Origin of the sequence: Mesorhizobium sp. M0522, assembly GCF_040321085.1 — a bacterium.
Classification (GTDB): Bacteria; Pseudomonadota; Alphaproteobacteria; order Rhizobiales; family Rhizobiaceae; genus Mesorhizobium.
Genome location: NZ_JAMYQW010000003.1, coordinates 57,956 through 76,141, shown reverse-complemented (window position 1 = coordinate 76,141; position 18,186 = coordinate 57,956). Strand labels below are relative to the sequence as shown.

16 protein-coding genes are annotated in these 18,186 nt (G+C 61.3%); 7 read left to right on the top strand and 9 right to left on the bottom strand.

All coding sequences use genetic code 11. From position 1 onward, the window contains the following. The first annotated feature begins 86 nt into the window (after positions 1–86). Positions 87–1,526: a lipopolysaccharide biosynthesis protein gene (locus NKI58_RS05250; protein WP_352576415.1), complete on the top strand. Its 1,440-nt coding sequence runs from the start codon at positions 87–89 to the stop codon at positions 1,524–1,526. Between the two features lie 44 nt (positions 1,527–1,570). Here NKI58_RS05250 and NKI58_RS05245 read toward each other — a convergent pair whose 3' ends face one another. Genes NKI58_RS05245 through wecB form a run of 3 tightly spaced genes read right to left on the bottom strand, consistent with a single transcriptional unit; the run spans position 1,571 to position 4,849 of the window. After that, positions 1,571–2,374, bottom strand: a complete 804-nt coding sequence (locus NKI58_RS05245; protein WP_031211886.1) for a WecB/TagA/CpsF family glycosyltransferase — start codon at positions 2,372–2,374, stop codon at positions 1,571–1,573. After that, the gene (gene wecC, locus NKI58_RS05240) at positions 2,371–3,702 is read right to left on the bottom strand and encodes a UDP-N-acetyl-D-mannosamine dehydrogenase (RefSeq protein WP_023677160.1); all 1,332 of its coding nucleotides are present in this window, start codon (positions 3,700–3,702) and stop codon (positions 2,371–2,373) included. The genes NKI58_RS05245 and wecC overlap by 4 nt, the downstream gene beginning before the upstream one ends. Then, a complete protein-coding gene (gene wecB / locus NKI58_RS05235; RefSeq protein ID WP_023677159.1) occupies positions 3,695–4,849 on the bottom strand; it encodes a non-hydrolyzing UDP-N-acetylglucosamine 2-epimerase in 1,155 nt (384 codons plus the stop codon). Before wecB ends, wecC begins: the two co-directional genes overlap by 8 nt. Positions 4,850–5,050: 201 nt before the next feature. Between wecB and NKI58_RS05230 the strand changes: the two genes are divergently transcribed. Next, entirely contained in the window at positions 5,051–6,493 is a 1,443-nt protein-coding gene (locus NKI58_RS05230; RefSeq protein WP_245274719.1) for a glucosamine inositolphosphorylceramide transferase family protein, read from the top strand. Between the two features lie 19 nt (positions 6,494–6,512). Here the strand turns inward: NKI58_RS05230 and NKI58_RS05225 are convergent, their stop codons facing one another. Next, positions 6,513–7,823 carry a VpsF family polysaccharide biosynthesis protein gene (locus NKI58_RS05225; RefSeq protein WP_352784226.1) on the bottom strand — a complete coding sequence of 437 codons (1,311 nt, stop codon included), beginning with the start codon at positions 7,821–7,823 and terminating at the stop codon, positions 6,513–6,515. A gap of 167 nt (positions 7,824–7,990) precedes the next feature. Between NKI58_RS05225 and NKI58_RS05220 the strand changes: the two genes are divergently transcribed. Together NKI58_RS05220 and NKI58_RS05215 are read left to right on the top strand one after the other, a co-directional pair. Further along, positions 7,991–9,541 (top strand): GumC family protein, encoded by a 1,551-nt coding sequence (locus NKI58_RS05220; RefSeq protein WP_352756639.1) that lies wholly within the window; start codon positions 7,991–7,993, stop codon positions 9,539–9,541. 8 nt (positions 9,542–9,549) lie between these two features. Next, positions 9,550–10,656, top strand: a complete 1,107-nt coding sequence (locus NKI58_RS05215) for a glycosyltransferase (RefSeq protein WP_023677155.1) — start codon at positions 9,550–9,552, stop codon at positions 10,654–10,656. A gap of 94 nt (positions 10,657–10,750) precedes the next feature. Here NKI58_RS05215 and NKI58_RS05210 read toward each other — a convergent pair whose 3' ends face one another. Further along, positions 10,751–11,611 (bottom strand): hydrolase, encoded by an 861-nt coding sequence (locus tag NKI58_RS05210; protein WP_023677154.1) that lies wholly within the window; start codon positions 11,609–11,611, stop codon positions 10,751–10,753. A 238-nt stretch (positions 11,612–11,849) separates the two neighbouring features. On the opposite strand from NKI58_RS05210, the gene minC reads away from it, so the two are divergent. Genes minC through minE form a run of 3 tightly spaced genes read left to right on the top strand, consistent with a single transcriptional unit; the run spans position 11,850 to position 13,673 of the window. Then, positions 11,850–12,569 (top strand): septum site-determining protein MinC, encoded by a 720-nt coding sequence (minC, locus tag NKI58_RS05205; RefSeq protein ID WP_023677153.1) that lies wholly within the window; start codon positions 11,850–11,852, stop codon positions 12,567–12,569. Between the two features lie 19 nt (positions 12,570–12,588). Next, positions 12,589–13,404, top strand: a complete 816-nt coding sequence (gene minD / locus NKI58_RS05200) for a septum site-determining protein MinD (RefSeq protein WP_023677152.1) — start codon at positions 12,589–12,591, stop codon at positions 13,402–13,404. After that, the gene (minE, locus tag NKI58_RS05195; RefSeq protein WP_023677151.1) at positions 13,401–13,673 is read left to right on the top strand and encodes a cell division topological specificity factor MinE; all 273 of its coding nucleotides are present in this window, start codon (positions 13,401–13,403) and stop codon (positions 13,671–13,673) included. The genes minD and minE overlap by 4 nt, the downstream gene beginning before the upstream one ends. Positions 13,674–13,856: 183 nt before the next feature. Here minE and NKI58_RS05190 read toward each other — a convergent pair whose 3' ends face one another. The 4 genes from NKI58_RS05190 to NKI58_RS05175 form a co-directional block, all read right to left on the bottom strand. Then, the gene (locus NKI58_RS05190) at positions 13,857–15,176 is read right to left on the bottom strand and encodes an ABC transporter substrate-binding protein (protein WP_352784221.1); all 1,320 of its coding nucleotides are present in this window, start codon (positions 15,174–15,176) and stop codon (positions 13,857–13,859) included. Positions 15,177–15,270: 94 nt separating this feature from the next. Next, entirely contained in the window at positions 15,271–16,119 is an 849-nt protein-coding gene (locus NKI58_RS05185) for a carbohydrate ABC transporter permease (protein ID WP_352853077.1), read from the bottom strand. Continuing rightward, positions 16,116–17,033: a carbohydrate ABC transporter permease gene (locus tag NKI58_RS05180; protein ID WP_051406145.1), complete on the bottom strand. Its 918-nt coding sequence runs from the start codon at positions 17,031–17,033 to the stop codon at positions 16,116–16,118. The genes NKI58_RS05185 and NKI58_RS05180 overlap by 4 nt, the downstream gene beginning before the upstream one ends. Positions 17,034–17,052: 19 nt before the next feature. Continuing rightward, positions 17,053–18,144: an ABC transporter ATP-binding protein gene (locus NKI58_RS05175; RefSeq protein ID WP_352784215.1), complete on the bottom strand. Its 1,092-nt coding sequence runs from the start codon at positions 18,142–18,144 to the stop codon at positions 17,053–17,055. Between the last annotated feature and the right edge of the window lie 42 nt (positions 18,145–18,186).

Genomic DNA, 18,186 nt, shown 5'->3' with positions numbered 1-18,186 from the left:
TGAATCTGTTCACCCTTCGGCATCATCGGGCTGGATTTTCCGCCAGTCGGCGGCTAGTCGAAGGTGAGTTTTCCAGGGACACGCCCTTGCTGCTCCGTTCCACGCTCATTTATGCTCCGGCGATCCTGCTGACGCGAATTTCGGCGCTGCTCCTGCTGGTCGTCGTGACGCGTTTGATCGACCAGACCGAGTATGGCCTGCTCACCCTGGTGGTGACCGTCGGGGAAATGACCGACATTGCCGTCACCAACTGGCTGCGCATCGCCTTGCTCAGGCTTGGCGGCAAGGGCGAAGTCAGCCGCGGCAGCCTGATGCTGGCCGGGCAGGTGTTGCTTGCCACCACGGCACTGGCGCTGGTCATATCGGTAGGCGCGTCGGCGGTGATCGTGCCTGAACGCTGGGTCGAGTTCGCGATCGCAGTCTGCGGCTATCTGGTCGCCGGGTCCATCAGCCGCTTCGCGTTGACGGTGCTGCAGATGCAGCAGCGCCATTCGGTCTATTCGATGCTAGAAGCCCTGCGTGCCCTGCTGCAACTCGCGTTACCGATCGGCGCTATCCTCGTCTTTCAGGATAGCTTTCTGACGGTGTCGCTCGGCTCGAGCCTCGGCGCCTTGATTGCCGGCATCGTGGCGGGCATCATGGCATCGCGACGGCTCGTTGCCGGTCCGCCGCGCTTCACCCACAGGGACTTCTTTGCGCTCGGTGTGCCGCTGATCATCATGGCGCTGGTAGGCTTCGGGCTCAACAGCGCGGAGCGTCTGTTCCTCAAGATCTATTACGATGCCAGCGCTGTGGCGATCTTCGCCGCAGCCTATGCGCTGGCCCGCCAGCCGATCGACATGGTCGCCAACGCCATCAACATGGGCGCCTTTCCCGAGGTGGTCAGCCGGTTCGACGAGGATGGGCCCGCGGCGTCGGGCCGGCTGCTGTCGCAACTGATGGCGCTGATGATGCGGCTTTGCCTGCCTATTGCAGCGATGCTGGTCGCGCTCAGCAGCGATATCACCGAGCTCATGCTGCCCTCGCAATATCACGGCCGCTTCGGCCTGCTGTTTCCGATCATTGCCTTCAGCGTGCTGTGCGCCAACCTCACCAGCTTCGTCTATGGCGTCGTAGTGCACGCGCACAAGCGGCCGTGGCTGCTGATCATCGCCAATCTCTTCGGCTCGGTGGCAACAATCGCATTGTCCCTGCTGTTGATCCCCCCGATGGCGGAGATCGGCGCCGCTTTGGCGCTGGCGGGCGGCTCGGTGGTGGGCTCCATAACCTGCATCATCATCAGCGAGCGGCTCACACCGGTGCCGGTGCCATGGCGCGACATCGGTGTCTCGGTGGTCATCTCGCTCAGCACGGGGGTGGCCGCCAAGCTTGCCAGCATGGTGCCCGGCGACGTGCCGGCAATCTTCTCGCTTGTCGCCGGCGGCACTGCCGGTGCTGCGGTTTTCTTCGGGCTGACCTCGTTGTTCCACCCTGTGGCAGCGACGCAATTCGTCGCCCAGCTGCGAGCGCGGCTACGGATCGCGTAAAGCGAAGTCCAGGGTCAACGCCTGTTTTGTGGGGGAACGCGAAACTATAAACCGGCGTTTCGGCGCCAGCGACGCTCCCAGAACTCTCGGCACAGCAGCCCTGCATAGGCAGTGTTGGTATCGTAGTAGCGGCGCCACAAGCGTCGCGGCTCCTGGACGACGCGGAACAGCCACTCCAGGCCGGCCGCTTGTATCAGCTTCGGCGCACGGGCAACCTTGCCCCCATAGACGTCGAAACTGCCGCCCACGCCCATCACGAAGCTTGAGGCGAGTTCATCGCGGTAGCGTTTGAGAAAGCGTTCCTTGCGCGGTGTCGGCATGGCCACCAGCAGGCAGTCGGCGCCCGAGGCGTTGATCGCCGCGACGATCCCGGCCTCGTCCTCCGGCTTGAAATAGCCGTTGCGCATTCCCGCTATGACGAGGCTCGGATGGTCCTTGGCAAGTCTCACTACAACCGCGTCGAGAACGTGCTGTTCGGCCCCCAGCAGATACGGCCTGAATCCACGCTTCGCGCAGAGGCTCAGCAGATTGATCATGATGTCGACGCCCGCCACCCGCTCGGGCAGCGCGACGCCGCACAGACGTGCACCCCAAAGCACGCCGATGCCGTCGACATTGACCACGTCCGCCCCAGCCACGTCCTCGCGCAGCTCGGCATTCTGGCGCATGGTCACCAGCTTGGCGACGTTCACGACCACATGATGCAGCGGCCGCCCCAGGGTCATCGCCTCGTCGGCGATGGCCAGTGTCTCGGCCATGGTCAGCGCATGGATCGGTGCGCCAAGGAACTCCCGGCGCCGTGATGCCAACAGGGAATGCTGCGCCCATGCCGGGGCGTGCGCGTTCATGCGGCCTGCTCCCTTGCAAGCGTCACTTGTGCGACCTCTGGTTTCTTGCCTTCGATGCGGGCGTCGGGCTTGCGTGCCTTGCGCCACGTCCACAGACCCCTCGTATCGACGAGCTTCTTGTCCTTGAGCGCTTCGGGGTCGACCAGATTGAACTGCCGATGGTCGACCAGGAGGACGACGATATCGGACTTGTCGATGGCCGAAAGTGCGTCGGTGAACACGATGCCCCTGCCCTCGAGCTCATGCGGCAGCGCATTTGTGTTGGGTTCAGCCGCAATGATCTTCACATTGGGAATATCGGACAGAAGTTTCACCACCTCGACGGCCGGGCTCTCGCGCAAATCGTCGATGTTGGCTTTGAAGCTGAGGCCAAGACAGGCGATCGTCTGTTTGCGGGAGGGGTCGAGCAAGGCCTCAATATCCCTGACCACCGACATGGGCCGTTCGGAATTGATCCGGCGTGCCGAAGCCATAAGCCGCGTGCTGTTGGGTGCGGCGTCGATGATAAAATATGGATCGACCGCAATGCAGTGACCGCCAACGCCCGGGCTCGGCTGGAGGATGTTCACGCGAGGGTGTCGATTGGCGAGATCGATCACTTCCCATACATTGAGCGACAGATCCTGACACACGGCGGCAAGCTCGTTGGCAAAGGCGATGTTGACGTCGCGGAACGCGTTCTCCGTCAGTTTCACCAGCTCAGCACTTTCGGCCGTTGTCATGAACAGGTCGCCGGTGACGAAGGTCGAATAGAGTGCCGCGGTCCGCTCCGACGATTTGCGGGACAATCCGCCGATCGAGCGATCGTTGTTGATCAGCTCGGTCAGCACCTTTCCCGGCAGCACACGCTCGGGCGAATAGGCGACCAGCACATCGGCGTCTTCGCCATGCTGGACAGGAAATTTGAGATCAGGCCGCAACTCGGCAAGCAGCCCGGTCATGATACGCGTGGTTCCAACCGGCGATGTCGATTCCAATACCACAAGGTCTCCCCGCTTCAGCACGGGGGCGATGCTTCGTGCCGCCGCGAGCACGTAGGTCACGTCCGGCTTATGATCGTGGGTCATCGGGGTCGGCACGGCGATGATATAGGCGTCCGCCGGCTGCGGCGTGCTGTAGGCCATGAGCTTGCCGTTCGCCACGACCTTCTGGATCAGACCGTCAAGGTCCGGCTCGACGATGTGGATTTCGCCGCGGTTGACCTTCTCGACCACCGCTCGGTTGACATCGACGCCAATGACGTTGAGCCCGCGGCTGGCGAAAATGGCGCAGGTCGGCAGGCCGATATAGCCCATGCCGATTACGGAAACGGTTTTGATTTCAGCCATGATGCAGCAGTTCCTCAACAATCCGGTTACTGGCCCGGCCATCGCCATATGGGTTGTGTCGTTCCGCCATGCCGCAATAGGCAGCCTGATCGTCGAGCAGGCGATTGGCGTTGAACAGGATTTTCTCGACGTCGGTGCCGACAAGACGGGCGGTGCCGGCCACGATCCCCTCGGGTCGCTCGGTATTTTCGCGCATTACCAGCACCGGCTTGCCGAGTGAAGGCGCTTCTTCCTGCACGCCACCGCTATCGGTAAGCACCAGATAGCTCTGCTTCTGCAGGTACAGGAACGGCAGATAGTCCTGCGGCTCGACCAGGTGGATGTTCGGCACGCCTTCCAGCTCTGCGTTGACCACTGAGCGCACATTGGGGTTTGGATGGACAGGGTAGACGATCTGCACATCTCCGCGCGCCGCCAATCCCTTCAATGCCGTACAGATGCGCTGGATGCCGCCGTCGAAATTCTCGCGGCGATGACCGGTGACGAGGATCATCTTCTTGGAAGGGTCGAGGAAAGGGAAGCGGGCAGCGAGCTTCGCGTTCATCAGCCTGTCAGCATCGATCGCGCTTGAAAAATGCAACAGCGTGTCGATCACCGTGTTGCCGGTCACGAAGATGGTGCTTTCGGCCTTTCCTTCGGCGATGAGATTGTCGCGCGCTTGAACGGTCGGCGCAAAATGCCAGGTAGCGATGTCGCCGGCAATCTTGCGGTTCAGTTCTTCAGGAAACGGCGAGTTGATGTTGTGGCTGCGCAATCCTGCTTCGACATGAGCGACGGGGACACGCTTGTAGAAGGCAGCCAGCGCCGCGGCCATTGCCGTGGTGGTGTCGCCCTGTACCATGACGATATCGGGCTGCGACTTTTCCAGCACCTCGGCCATGCCCAGGAGCACGCGCGAGGTCACGTCGAACAGCGACTGGCCGGGTTGCATGATGTTGAGATCGTGATGCACCGGCAGGCCGGTCAGCTCGACAACCTGGTCGACCATTTCACGATGCTGGGCGGTGATGCATATTTCGGTGATGAAGCCTGGATGAGCAAGGGCGGCACGCGCCACTGGAAAGCATTTGAGTGCCTCCGGCCTAGTGCCGAACACGATCAGCAGTTTCTGCCTGGATGGCAGTTTTGGACGTGAAAGGACGTTCATCGCTGATCCTGGTCGCCTGCAGCCTTCGGGACATGCCGACTATTGCCCGCAAGAGCCATAATAGCGCCGGAAAGCGCCTTCGTGATCTCAATTCTTAATATATGATTAACAACCAAGGCCGCGTTCTCCCGGTTTAACTCTTGTGAAAGGTTGGGCTGACAAGTAGTCTATGACAGTAGTCTTGAAAAAGAATATATTGGATTGACTAATATTTTAATCATCGGCCACGCCGACACATCCCGGCGCTGGGAAAATGAGCTTCTGGCGCGGTTGAGTGCAGCTGGACATGCGGTTTCGAGTTGCCGCGCGCCGACGCCTGAACCCAATGCGCGCACGATGGATAACGTGCTGGCGCTCGAGGGCCGGCGCTTCGGCCCCTCACTGGCAAGCCGTTCCCGGCCGTTGCCGTCCGGCGACACCGGCCCAGTCGATCTTATGGTCGATCTCACCGCTACCGCCGCACGACGGGGCACGCCTGTCCTGACGCTCGAATTTTGCGGCCAAAGCAGCTTTGCCGCGGGCATGACCGAGATGCTGGCGAGCGGGCGGCTGCCCGAACTCACCGCTCGGCTCGACGGCGTTGCCGTCGCCAGAGCGCGGCCGATGATCAGCGACCGGTTGTGGCTGTCTCGAACCAGCAACGACCTGCTCGCCGGCGCCATCTCCCTGATTGCCCAATGTGTCGCCCGCTTTTCCGCGGGCAAACTTGCGCCGATTGCCGAGAGCCCGGCGCCGCCCCTGCAGAAAGGCGGATTTATCGGGCACTATCTGCCCTTTTTCGGCAGGGGGTTGGTCGACCGCGCCGTGCAAAAACTGCGACGTGGTCGGCGCCCCTTCTATTGGCAGGTTGCTTATCGGCTGATCGACGGTCCAGGCGTCGCCGAAACCGGACAGCTGGATGGTAAGCCGTTCACCGTGCTTGCCGATGACGGGCAGCGCTTCTACGCCGATCCGTTCGTTCTCGAGCGCGACGGCCGTCATTTTCTGTTTGTCGAGGAGTTTCCCTACTCCACCGGCCGCGGGGTGATTTCTGTCGCTGAACTTGGCACCGACGGCACTTTCGGTGTGCCGAAAGTGGTGCTGGAGGAAGCGCATCACCTGTCATATCCGCAGGTGTTTGCTCACTCCGGCGAGATTTTCATGATCCCTGAAAGCGCTACGGCGCGAGAACTGGTGCTCTACCGTGCCGAGCAGTTTCCGGATCGCTGGGTACGCGATACGGTGCTGATGACGGACAGGGATTTCAACGACGCCACGCTGCTCGAATCCGACGGTCGCTTCTGGCTGTTGGGGACTGAGCGGTTCGGTCACGGCAGCGCGTCCGACACGATGGCCGTCTATTCCGCCCCGGCGCTGCGTGGGCCGTGGGCTGCGCACGCGCTCAATCCCGTCGCAGTCGACCACTCCGCCACTCGGCCGGGCGGCGCCTTTATCCGCCAGGGCGACGCTTTGCTGCTGCCGGTGCAAAACGGGTCTAGAGCCTATGGCGGCGGCCTGGGATTGATGCGGCTGGATCGGCTTGATGATTTCGACGTCCGTTTTGAACTGCCCCGCTCAATCGATCCCGGGCCGGCATGGGCTCGGTCCGGCATTCACACGCTCAATCGCGCGGGCGGTGTCGAGGTCGTGGACAGCGCCGGCTGACCGGATCCGAGGTCCGTGCTTAACGAGATCCAGCCGGGTTTGGGCTGGATGCAGCAGCCGAAGGCATGCTCTCGAGCGAGCCTCCATGGGGCTGCTTCCTGTAGGCAAGCAGCAACACCACGATGATCGTCATGTCCGGCGTTTTTGACGAAAGCGCGTTGTTTGACAGCGCGGCAAGCAAGAACGTTATGGTGCCGATCCGTGCCGGCAGCGGCGCCCCGCGCAGCAGCCGGAAGACGAACCAGAATATCAGCGCTGTAAACAGCAGGGCTATGGGCAGGCCGAAGAGCAAGATAATTACCACCGGCGCGCTTTCGATGTAGGGCAGATGCAGCTTCTGCCGGACGATCGCCAGCAGGTCGTCAACGTTCATGCCGAACAGGATGTCGTTCCAGCTGACCAGTCCGAACACCTGATAAATGGTCACCCGGGCCATGAAGTTTTCGTCGAAGATGGTGTTGCTGAACCGATTCAGCAGACCGCCCGCAAACAGTACCGCTACGAGCACCGCGCCACCCGTCACGGTGAACATCAGCACGACAAATTTGGCCTGCCGCTCATATTTGAGCGACAGGCCCGGCCAAGGCACGAACAGCAGCAGAATGAGGATTTCGCCGGTGGCGAGCATCAGCGCGGCGCGAGCGCCCGATGCAGCGCAACCGATGAACAACAGGAAGATCGCCATCACCCGCGCCCATATGCGCCAGTGCGTCAGCGGCACGAATCCGATGGTTGTGGCGCAGAGCGCGCCCAGTGCCAGCGGATGGGCCGACAGGCCAGTTGGCCTGAATTGCAGTTCGTTCAACCCATAGGGCAACAGCCGATGTTGAGTCACCGCCTCGATGGTGCCGATGACAGCGCTCAGGATCGCCATTCCAAGCACGACGTCCCCCAGCGCCCGCCGCACCTCTGCATTCAATGCCAGCATCAACAGGCCTGTGGCGCCGGCCACCAGATAGGTATCGATGATGAACCCGGAGGAGCCCGCACGGCCGGTAACGAACAGATAGGGCACCAGCGCGAACATCAGCACCGAATAGCGGATCAACGCCTTGAATATTCCAATTTCGTCGCCGTGCAGCAGAAACGGCCGGCTGAAAAGAACGATAGGAAGCAGCAGGATGATCGCATAGGTGCCGAAATGCAGCTTCTCGTAGAACGAGCCTCCCTGGGCCGTATAGTCGACGACCATGTTCATCACCTGCGGTGATACCGTAAAGCGAAGCAGGAGCGCGAACGCTGCGCATAGGAAAAACAGCAGCGACAGCGCGTTCTGACGGCGCGCTCGGCTGGACGATAATCGTTCCGAAGCGGCAGCGGGATAGCTCATGGCCCATCCAAATGGCGATATTCGAACGGCATTCTGGGCAACGAAATCCCTTCAACGTCCGCCGGACGGACAGCGTGAGCGGTAAAATGGGCCAACTTGGAAAATAAGATGTTAACGATGTTTCTGTAGAGCAGGCCAAGCGTAATGATTTAACAAGGGTTGTCACCATGTCTGCCGGTTCCGGCACACCCCCCATCTCCGCGACGGCTTCCAATAACAGTGCATTCGAGCGTATCGCCAATGCACGGCGCAGGGCATTGCTGCAACAGCATGGCCCAGTCGCGGCGCTAAGCTCCGCGCCGGTGACGCCGCAACCTCCAGAGCCTGTCGCAACGGTGACCCTGGACAAGATCGGCGATTTCCTCGAGCTCGATTTTCGACGCCTGTTCGTCTGGCTGCGGGCCGGCCTCGCCCTGGCCTTCATGCTGGCGGTAATCGGCGGCATTGTCGGCGGCGCCTATGCATTGCTGAGCAAGCAGCGTTACACCGTCACGACCGAGGTCCTCATCAACCCATCCAATTTGCAGGTTGTGGAAAACGACCTCTACTCGCAACCGGGCCAGATCGATAGCCAACTGCTCAGCACGCGCAGCAAGCAGCGCATCCTGACCTCGGGCAACGTGCTTTCCCGTGTGGTGGACGAACTGAATCTGACTCACGATCCGGAGTTTTTCGATCCGGACCGGAGCACATCCTCGTCCGGCGCTGTGGCGAAGCCCGACCCGAGGCTCATCGCCTTGAAGAACCTGGCGGACCGGGTAGACGCCATCGCGGATCCGACCTCGTTTGTCACAACCCTCTCGGTATCTGCGGAAACCACCGCCAAGGCGATCCTGATCTCGCAGGCCATAGTCAAAAACTTCCAGGAAGAACTGGCTAAGGCGGAAGCTGCCGGCGCCAGCCGTGCCGCGGCTGCCCTTGACAGCCGGCTTGGCCAACTCAAGAGCGACGTGCAGGCAGCCGAAGAGAAGGTCGAGAGCTACAGGCGCAGCCACAACCTGTCGTCCAGCAATGGCCAGCTCGTCAGTTCGCAGACGCTGACGCAGCTCAATGGCGAAATCGTCGATGCGCAATCGCGTGTCATCGCCGCGCAGGCAAGCTACGACGCCCTGGTTGCCTCCGGTATCAACGGGGCCAATCCCGACCCCACGGTTTCGGAAGCGCTCGCGGCGCTGCGCGACAGGTCAAACAGCCTGCGGCAGCAGATCGACTCACAGTCGATGACCTTCGGTCCGCGCCACCCGACGATTGTCAGGCTCAGGACGGAACTCGAGACCGTCAACTCGCAACTCCGGGCCGAGTTCTCCCGCACCATCGGCACGGCAAAGGCCAGCCTGGACAAGGCCAGGGCCTCGTTGGCTTCTCTCAACGCCAGGATGAACGATCTGAAGAGCAATGTATTCACCGACAGCGAATCCGAAGTCGCCCTGCGTGAACTTGAACGCGATGCCGCCTCGAAGAGAGCGGTCTATGAGAGCTTCCTGTCACGTGCGCGCCAAATCAGCGAGCGCGAGCAGATCGACACCACAAACGTACAGGTGATTTCGACCGCGGTGCCCCCGCCCGCGCGCTCATGGCCTCCGCGCACTGCCCTGGTGGCAGGCGCAGGAGCGTTCGCAGGCTTTGCCCTGGGCATGCTTCTGGCCATCGGCATGGGCATCATCCGCGACATGCGCCGGCCGCCGAACCGATCAGGCCTTGCCGCCAGCCGAGCCTGAAGCAAGGCATGGCGAAGCGCATCGTTTTCCACATCGCCAGCCTGAGGGGCGGCGGCGCCGAACGTGTTTTCGTCCTGATGGCAAATGAACTGGCGTCGCGTGGCCACGAGGTCACGCTTTTTACCTGGAACGCGGAAGGCCCTAACGCCGCGCTGCGTTCCGCTGCCGTTCATCTGGTCGACTTCGGCCTTCTCTTGCGCGGCGAGGGTTACGCCAAGTCGGCGACGCTGAAAGGCATCGCGCGAAGCGCAAATTTGTTCCGCCGCCTTGATCCTGATGCGGTCTATAGCGCCCCGGAATTCGCCAATCTGGTGATGGCGCTGTCACTCATGTTGGCCAGAAGCCGGGCAAAATTCTTTCCAAGCTTCCATGCCGCCGCATCGCTGCCTGCCAGCGGCCTCGGCGCGAGGCTGGCGATCTGGCTTTCCGCGCTGGTTGCAGCGCGCGCAACCAAAGCCATCGCCGTTTCAGCGGGTGTCGGCCGTGACATCATCGCCCGCGGCTTCCCCGAATCGAAGGTTGTCGTCATCAACAACCCGCTGCCGCCGGCTGAAGCACCGCAGGGGAATTCCTATGCCTGGCAGGCAGCGTTGGCGGCGATGGGCGATGGCCCGGTCATCGCCACCGCCGGACGCCTGGTGCCGGTCAAGGACCACCGGACTTTGCTGCGGGCCTTCGCTGCCCTGCGCGCCGGCCGCCCTGCCCGGCTTGTCATCTTCGGCGAAGGTCCGCTGGCTGCCGAATTGCACGCCTGTGCCGAGCAGATCGGCATTGGCCAGGACGTACTCTTTGCCGGCTACGTCAACGATCCCGCAGCCTGTTACGCCGCAGCCGATCTGTTCGTCCTTACATCCACGAGCGAAGGCTTTGGCAACGTCTTGGTCGAGGCCATGGCCGCCGGTGTCCCCGTAATCTCCACCGATGCTCCGCATGGCCCGCGCGAAATACTCGCTGACGGCCGTTTCGGCACCTTGGTGCCGGTCGGTGACGCCGCGGCCCTGGCGAAGGCGATGGCCGAGATGCTGGACCACCCCACCCCTGCTGCCGTGCTGAAAAACAGGGCGGCGGATTTCACAGTCGACAAGATTGGCGATCAATACGAAGCGTTGCTCTAGTCGTTACGCACTGCCAGCAGATCGCGGTTGGATGCGGTCGACGTGGTCGGGCTTTGATTGCGATAATCTCTTCACGGGCTGGGGCGCAACGAATTTATCGTGAGGCATTCCCTCGTTCCTTGAGTTGTTGGGCGAGGAAATCCTTGACCGAATCGAGAACCGCATCCCGTTCATGAGATACGCCTGGCAGCAAATCGAAGCGCACGCGCGCCCCCGCCTCCTCGAACGATCGACACAATGCCATGAGGCGTTCCGGCCGTGTTCGCCCCGCATCGTTGGCGCCCGGCATCCAATGGGTGCTGCCTTGGACATGAGTGATCTCCCAAGTCTCCAGGTCAGCGTCGCCGACGATCATCTGGAAAGGCACTTTTGCCAGCGCTGCGGCATCGAAGGTGATGCCGAACTTCTCCGGCAGATCGCGAATGCCCACCCACCAGTCACGCGTCGGATCGAGCAAGGTCACCGAGCCTGGCGCGCCGATTGAGGCCGCCCAGAGCCTGTCGGGATGCAGGATAGCAAAACGATGCGTGAAATGCCCGCCGCCGGAAAATCCGAACATGGCAAACCGGCTCCAATCCTGACTGTATTTGGCGCTGACCTCCTCAACCATGGCGAGCAGCACCTGATCGTAGCGTATGTTGCCCTCGAGCAAATATTTGTATCCGCTGCGGGCATCATCCCCGAGAACGCCGATTGGAAACAGCGGACACAAAACGGCGCAGCCGTTCCAGCGTCCGAACTCGGAAAACGCATCGCGGAATCCAAGAAAAGAGGTGCGGCCGGTGCCATGGACAGCAACCATCAGATCGACTTTGGCCCCTTCCCCAACCGCGGGAGGCACATACAGGCAATAGTGAAAGCGCGGGTCTGATTTGGAAGCAAAGATGGCGGTCGCGCCAAGGTCATAGGTAGCGCGACCGCGATCCGCGACAGGCCCCTTGGCAACGCTTGTCAAATCGATAACTCCTTAATAGGCCCGGCATTCCGGCAACAATATACCGGTCGGCCGACCTCGTGAACTGGAGGCGCCTCCAGGCAGCCGCGAGGAGGACCTCGTCGTGCATCGGAAGCAGGGCGCCGGCGGGGCGATCAGGGGCAAAAAGAATGCCTCCGCCAACGCCTCGGGAAGCCGCCATTAACTTTTCGTTAACCATGCCGGGCTAGCCTTAACCAATCAGTAAGGACTCGCCTCTGTGACCTGCGTCGCTCCCATCCAAAACAAGTCCATACGCTTTCGAGCGCGCTCGTTTGTAGCCTTCACCCTCACCCCTGAGGCCCCGCTAGGGGAATGGCTGCAAAGCCTCGATCACTGGACCGAAAACTCTCCCGGCTTCTTTGCCGGCCGCCCGGTCGTGCTCGATCTGAATATACTCAAGCCCGAGGTGGGCGAGATGCGGGATCTGGTCTTACAACTCGCGGAGCGCGGGATTCGCATCTACGCGATCGAGGCCGATGGCAATGTAGCTCTCGATGCCGATCTGCCGCCGCTCCTCGTTGGCGCCAAGGAGGCCACCGCCGACGCGCTTTACGTGCAGCCGCACCCGAAGGCCGCAGCTGAGGCCAAGACGGAAGAGCCGCAGGCGCCGAACTCATTGATGATCAAGGCACCGATCCGCTCCGGCCAGTCGATCTTTCATCCCGATGGCGATGTGGTCATTGTCGGCTCCGTCAGTTCCGGTTCCGAGATCATCGCCGGAGGATCGATCCACGTCTACGGCACGCTGCGTGGACGTGCGTTCGCCGGCGCCACGGGAAATTCCGCGGCTCGCATCTTTTGCCGGAAAAACGAAGCCGAACTTCTGGCGGTGGACGGCTGGTACCGCACTGCCGAGGAGATGGACGCCTCCTCGCGAGGAAGGCCGGTACAGGCCTTTCTCGAGGACGGCGCACTTTGCGTCGCACCGCTCAACTAACAACATTGGAGGCACAAATATGGGCAAGGTAGTGGTTGTCACATCCGGCAAAGGGGGTGTCGGCAAGACGACCTCGACGGCCGCTCTCGGCGCCGCGGTCGCGAAAACCGGCAAGCGGGTGGCTCTCGTCGATTTCGACGTCGGCCTGCGCAACCTCGATCTGATCATGGGTGCCGAGCGGCGCGTTGTTTTCGATATCGTCAACGTCATTCAGGGAACCGCCAAGCTTTCGCAGGCGCTGATCCGTGACAAGCGACTCGAAACGCTGTTCCTGCTGCCGGCCTCGCAAACGCGCGACAAGGATGCTCTCACCGAGGAAGGCGTCGCCGACGTCATCGACAAGCTGCGCTCCGTTTTCGACTACGTCTTCTGCGACAGCCCGGCCGGCATAGAGCGGGGCGCGCAACTTGCCATGCGCTTTGCCGACGAGGCGGTAATCGTCACCAACCCGGAAGTGAGCTCGGTCCGCGATTCCGATCGCATCATCGGCCTGCTCGACTCCAGAACGATGAAAGCCGAGCAAGGTGAATCGATTGTCAAACACGTCCTCGTCACACGCTACGATGCTGCGCGCGCTGCCCGCGGCGAGATGCTGAGCATCGATGACGTGCTCGAGATCCTGTCGACGCCCTTGCTGGGAATAATTCCCGAGAGCCAGGACGTGCTGCGCGCATCCAATGTGGGCGCGCCGGTTACGCTCAGCGAAAACACCAACCCCGCCGCACGCGCCTATATCGACGCGGCAAGAAGACTCGAGGGCGAGGACCTGCCGGTCATTCTGCCTTTCGAGCGGAGGGGCCTCCTCGACCGGCTGTTGGGAAGGAGGGCAGCATGAACCTGCTCGATATCTTCAAGCGCCGCGGCAGCGCGCCGGTGGCGCGCGAACGCTTGCAACTGCTGTTGGCTTACGAGCGTCGAAGCCGCAACCAGCCCGATCTCGTCTCGGTGTTGCGCGAGGAGATCATGGCGGTGATCGCCCGGCATGTTCAGGTCGACCAGGATTTCCTGCAGGTGAGCATGGATCACGGCGAAACGACGTCGAGATTGGAGATCGACATCCAGATCCCCAACAAGGTCGCAATGCCCATGGCCGCGGCGTTCTAACGGAATCCTCCGGCCAGGGCTTGCGTCGGCTGCTGCCGAGGTTGCGGCGCCGTGGTTGGCGTGTTTGACCCGGTCGCCACCGGCAAGTTCTCGCAATTCGAGGACAATAACCACTCCCTCACCAAAACCCCGCGGCCGTTTCCAGTCGCGGGGGGCCTTGGGAGGGCCTTTCGAAACCCGTGATCAAATGTTGGCGAGCAATTCGTTGACGCGGCTTTCCATGTCGGCAAGGGCGGTGTCGACGTCCTTCTGGCCACTGATTGCTGCACTCATCTCTTCGCCGATAATGTCCTGGATCGCAAACTGACGCTGTACGGCGGACGGCAGCGGCTTGCCGAGATCAGCGACCGCAGAGATCGTGTTGCGATGCGGCAGGGCCTTGAAGGCGTCCGAGGTGATGACGGCCTTATAGGCCGGCAGGTGACCGGTGCGTGACCATTCGAAGTCGTTGTCGGCGAAGAACTTCAGGAATTTACCGATGGCCGCGATCTGTTCAGGCGTGCGTTCTTTCTGCGAAACGGCCCAGGTGTGGCCGTCGGCATATTGCGCGTGGGCGCCGCCAAACAGCTGCGGATACGGATAGACCGCATAGCCGCCCTTGTTGAGCGCCGTACCCTTGGTCTCGGACTGGGCGTTGTAATCGCCGACCACCCAGGTGCCGTTAAGGTGGACGCCACCCTCGCCGGCAAGGAAGGCGTTGATCGAGCCGCCATAATCGAGATCCTTGGTGGTGTAGCCCTTCTCGAAGATCGCCTTGTACATCTCGACGACCTTCTTGGCTTCCGGCGTATTCAACTTCACATGCTTCGGATCGGCGAAGAAATCGGAATCCTGCTGGAAAAGATAGGTGTAGAGGTTGCGTGTGTAGAGTGCAGTCTCATTGGCCAGGTTCTGGACGAAATAAGGCTTGCCCGTCTTCTGCTTGAACTGTTCGGCCTGGGCGAGCAGTTCCTCGGGCGACTTTGGAAAAATCGGCGTGCCGTCGGCATTGACCAGGCCGGCTTGTTTGAAAAGATCCATGTTGACGTGATAGAGCATCGTCCAGCTGTCGATCGGCAGGCCGTAGATCTTGCCGTCTTTGGTGGCGCCATTGCGCGCCGCGTCGGTGAAGGCGTCGGGTGTCACGCCGACCGACTTCAAGAGATCGTCGAGCGGCATCAACAGGCCCTTCGACTGATAATCCGACAGTACGGATTCATGGATCGTGACGATGTCCGGAGCGTCGCCTGAAGCGAACTGCGCGGTCAGCTGATCATAGCCGGGCCATTCCACGGTGGTGACGTTGACATGGACATCGGGATTGTCGGCGTTGAACTTGTTGATCAGCGAGGTGATGATGCCGCATTCGCCAACGGCCTTGGTGGCATCGGTGTTGGTGCCGAAATCGGCATCGCAGGCGCCGAAAAAGCGCTGCACGCTCAGTTCCGTGGCCGCGAAGCTTGGAGCTGCGAGCAGCATTGTGCCCGCAGAAACTGCGGCAAACAGTATTTTCTTCAGTTTCATATCAGTTCCTCCTACTGAGTTTCCGCCGCTCCACCCTGGATTGGCTTTCGTGCTTCAATTGCTGCGCATTCCCCCGGCCGTCAGGCAATCTTCGTTATCTCACCGCAGCGCCGGAGACCGCCGTGACGATGTATTTCTGGAAGAACAGGTAGACGATCAGGATCGGTGCACCGGCGAACACCGCCTGCGCCATCAGGAAGCCGATGCCTTCGGACTGGGCGAAGTTGGTCTGGGTCGAGGCCATGCCGACCGTCAGCGTGAACATGTCCTTCTTCGTCGCCGAAATCAGCGGCCAGAAGTAGTCGTTCCAGGCGCCGAGAAAGGTGAAGATGCCGAGCGTCGCCTGCGCAGGCAGCGTGAGCGGCAGAAGCACCTTCCAGAAAATTCTGAGCCGGCTGGCGTTATCGAGCATGGCGGCTTCGTCCAGCTCCTTCGGGATGGCCTTGAAATACTGGGTCATCAGGAAGACACCGAACGGAGCCGAAAGGCCCGGCAGAATGAGCCCTTGATAGGTGTTGTGGAACTTCAGCATGCTGAAGATCTGGTGACGGGCGACAAGCACGGCCTGTTCCGGGACCGCCAGACCGAACAGCACGATCACGAACAGCACGTCTCGGCCGGGGAAATTCAGCCGTGCAAAGCCGTAGCCGGCGAGCGACGACAGGATCAACGTGCCGAGCGTCAATCCGCCCGAGACGATGATGCTGTTGCGCACCCAGATGAACACCGACGAGGTGCCGACGGTGTTGATGTAGTTCTTCAGCGTATAGGGCGCGTGAAACACCGAATTCGGATCGGCCATCAGCTCCGTATTGTCCTTGAATGACAGGCCGATGACCCACAGAACCGGCGCGATCATGACGATCGAAAGCAGGATGACCAGGGCCAATAACAAATGGTCGCCGAATGCCCGGCCCTTGATGGAAGCTGCTGGGGCGCTCATGCCTGGTCTCCCCTGCTGCGTGTCACCAAGTACTGGGCCATGGCCGCGACCAGGATGAGGATGAACAGGATTTCCGATGCAGCGGCGCCCAGGCCGAGATCCCAGCGACGGAATGCGGTATCGTAGATATAGAGCACGATCGGCTTGGTCAGATTGTTCGGACCGCCGCGCGTCATTAGCCAGGCCTGGCCGAACAGCTGGAATTGCAGCACGATCTGGATGATGATCACCAGGATGAAGGTCCGCTTGATCGACGGCAGCGTGATCGAGCGTAGCGTCTGCCAGCGATTGGCATTGTCCAGCGCTGCCGCCTCGTAAATATCCTGTGGAATCTGCTGGAGCGCCGAGAGAAAGAGCATCATCGGCAGGCCGATGCACCACCAGATGGTGGCAATGGCGATGCCGACCATCGCCAGGCTGGGATCGGAAATGAAGGCCGGAGCCGTTGCGCCGAACCATCCGTAGATCGTCGACAACAGGCCGACATTCGGAATGAAGACGATGCGCCAGATCAGCGTGACGATGGTGACCGATAGCACCGACGAGGAAAAGAACAGCGTCCGCAAAACCGCGGCAGTGCGCGTGCGGCGGTTGAGGCAAAGCGCCAGGAAAAGGCCGATCAGCGCCAGCGTCGGCACCGTCAGAAGCACGAAATAGAAGGTGTTCCAGATCGATTGCAGGAAGACCTTGTCGTGATACAGCCTGGCGTAATTGCCGAGACCGACAAAATTTCCGGACGAAAACGTGTCGGCCTTGTGGAAACTCAGCCACATCCCCCAGAGCAGCGGGAAGAGCAGCAGCGTGGTGAAGAAGAACAAGAATGGCGCAACGAAAATGACGTTTCGCCATTGCGGCGCATAGATGTCGGCGGTAGGGGCTCTGACGCCGACAGCAAGCGTCGCGGTCGGGGACATCGCCAGCCGGTCAGCCATCTCAGGCCTCCCTCGCATGCCATGCGCGGCCGGTCTCGTTGAACAGATGCGATTTCTGGCCGTCAAAGGCGAGCCCGATTCTGTCGCCGACGGCGACGCGGCTGTTGCCGGCATCCGAGCCGACGATCTGCTGGCCATCGCCCAGCCGCGCGTAGATCAGGGTGCGTTCGCCGAGCCGCTCGAGCACATCGACCACGCCGCCGGCATTGCCCTGTCCGGCGGCAACGATGCGCACGTCTTCAGAACGGATGCCGAAAGTGTACTTGCCATCGGTCAGATGGCTGGAGGCGATCTCGGTCTGCACCGAGACGCCGTCCGCAAACCTGGCCGTGGCGTTCTTGCCGGATCTGTCAAGCGTCGCATCGACGAAGTTCATCGCCGGCGCGCCGACGAAACCCGCGACGAATTTGGTCGCCGGGCGCTCGTAGATCTCCATCGGGGTACCGATCTGGTCGATCTTGCGATTGTTCATGACGACGATGCGGTCGGCCAGCGTCATTGCCTCGACCTGATCATGGGTGACGAAGATCATCGTCGATTGCAGCCGCTGGTGAAGCTGGGCAAGCTCGATGCGGGTACGGGTGCGCAACGCGGCATCGAGATTGGAGAGCGGCTCGTCGAACAGAAAGGCCTTCGGCTCCTTGACGATCGCACGGCCGATGGCGACGCGCTGGCGCTGGCCGCCGGAGAGCTGGCCCGGCTTGCGATCGAGCAGATGCGGCATTTCCAGGATGCGGGCGGCTTCGTTGATGCGCGCCTCGATGACCTTGCCTGGTACGCCGATATTCGCAAGGCCGAAGGCCATGTTGTCGCGCACCGTCATATGCGGATAAAGCGCATAGGACTGGAACACCATGGCAATGCCGCGCTTGCCCGGTGGCAGATGATCGATGCGCTCGTTGTTGATGGCAATCTCGCCGCTATCGACAGCTTCGAGCCCGGCAATCATTCGAAGAAGCGTCGATTTTCCGCAGCCGGACGGGCCCAGGAACACGATGAATTCGCGTGCCCTTATGGAGAGCGACAGATGATCCAGCACCGTCATGGCACCGAACTGCTTGCTTACGTTCCTGATCTCGATATCGGCCGTCACGTCGACGCTCCTCCTCAGCGTTTGCGCTTTCTCGATGATCCG

Coding starts and splice junctions, on each gene's coding strand:
- minD (WP_023677152.1), top strand. CDS start 12,589: ATGGGCAAGGTAGTGGTTGTCACATCCGGCAAAGGGGGTGTCGGCAAG.
- wecB (WP_023677159.1), bottom strand. CDS start 4,849: ATGAACGTCCTTTCACGTCCAAAACTGCCATCCAGGCAGAAACTGCTG.
- NKI58_RS05245 (WP_031211886.1), bottom strand. CDS start 2,374: ATGAACGCGCACGCCCCGGCATGGGCGCAGCATTCCCTGTTGGCATCA.
- NKI58_RS05190 (WP_352784221.1), bottom strand. CDS start 15,176: ATGAAACTGAAGAAAATACTGTTTGCCGCAGTTTCTGCGGGCACAATG.
- minE (WP_023677151.1), top strand. CDS start 13,401: ATGAACCTGCTCGATATCTTCAAGCGCCGCGGCAGCGCGCCGGTGGCG.
- NKI58_RS05215 (WP_023677155.1), top strand. CDS start 9,550: ATGGCGAAGCGCATCGTTTTCCACATCGCCAGCCTGAGGGGCGGCGGC.
- wecC (WP_023677160.1), bottom strand. CDS start 3,702: ATGGCTGAAATCAAAACCGTTTCCGTAATCGGCATGGGCTATATCGGC.
- NKI58_RS05225 (WP_352784226.1), bottom strand. CDS start 7,823: ATGAGCTATCCCGCTGCCGCTTCGGAACGATTATCGTCCAGCCGAGCG.
- NKI58_RS05220 (WP_352756639.1), top strand. CDS start 7,991: ATGTCTGCCGGTTCCGGCACACCCCCCATCTCCGCGACGGCTTCCAAT.
- NKI58_RS05180 (WP_051406145.1), bottom strand. CDS start 17,033: ATGTCCCCGACCGCGACGCTTGCTGTCGGCGTCAGAGCCCCTACCGCC.
- NKI58_RS05185 (WP_352853077.1), bottom strand. CDS start 16,119: ATGAGCGCCCCAGCAGCTTCCATCAAGGGCCGGGCATTCGGCGACCAT.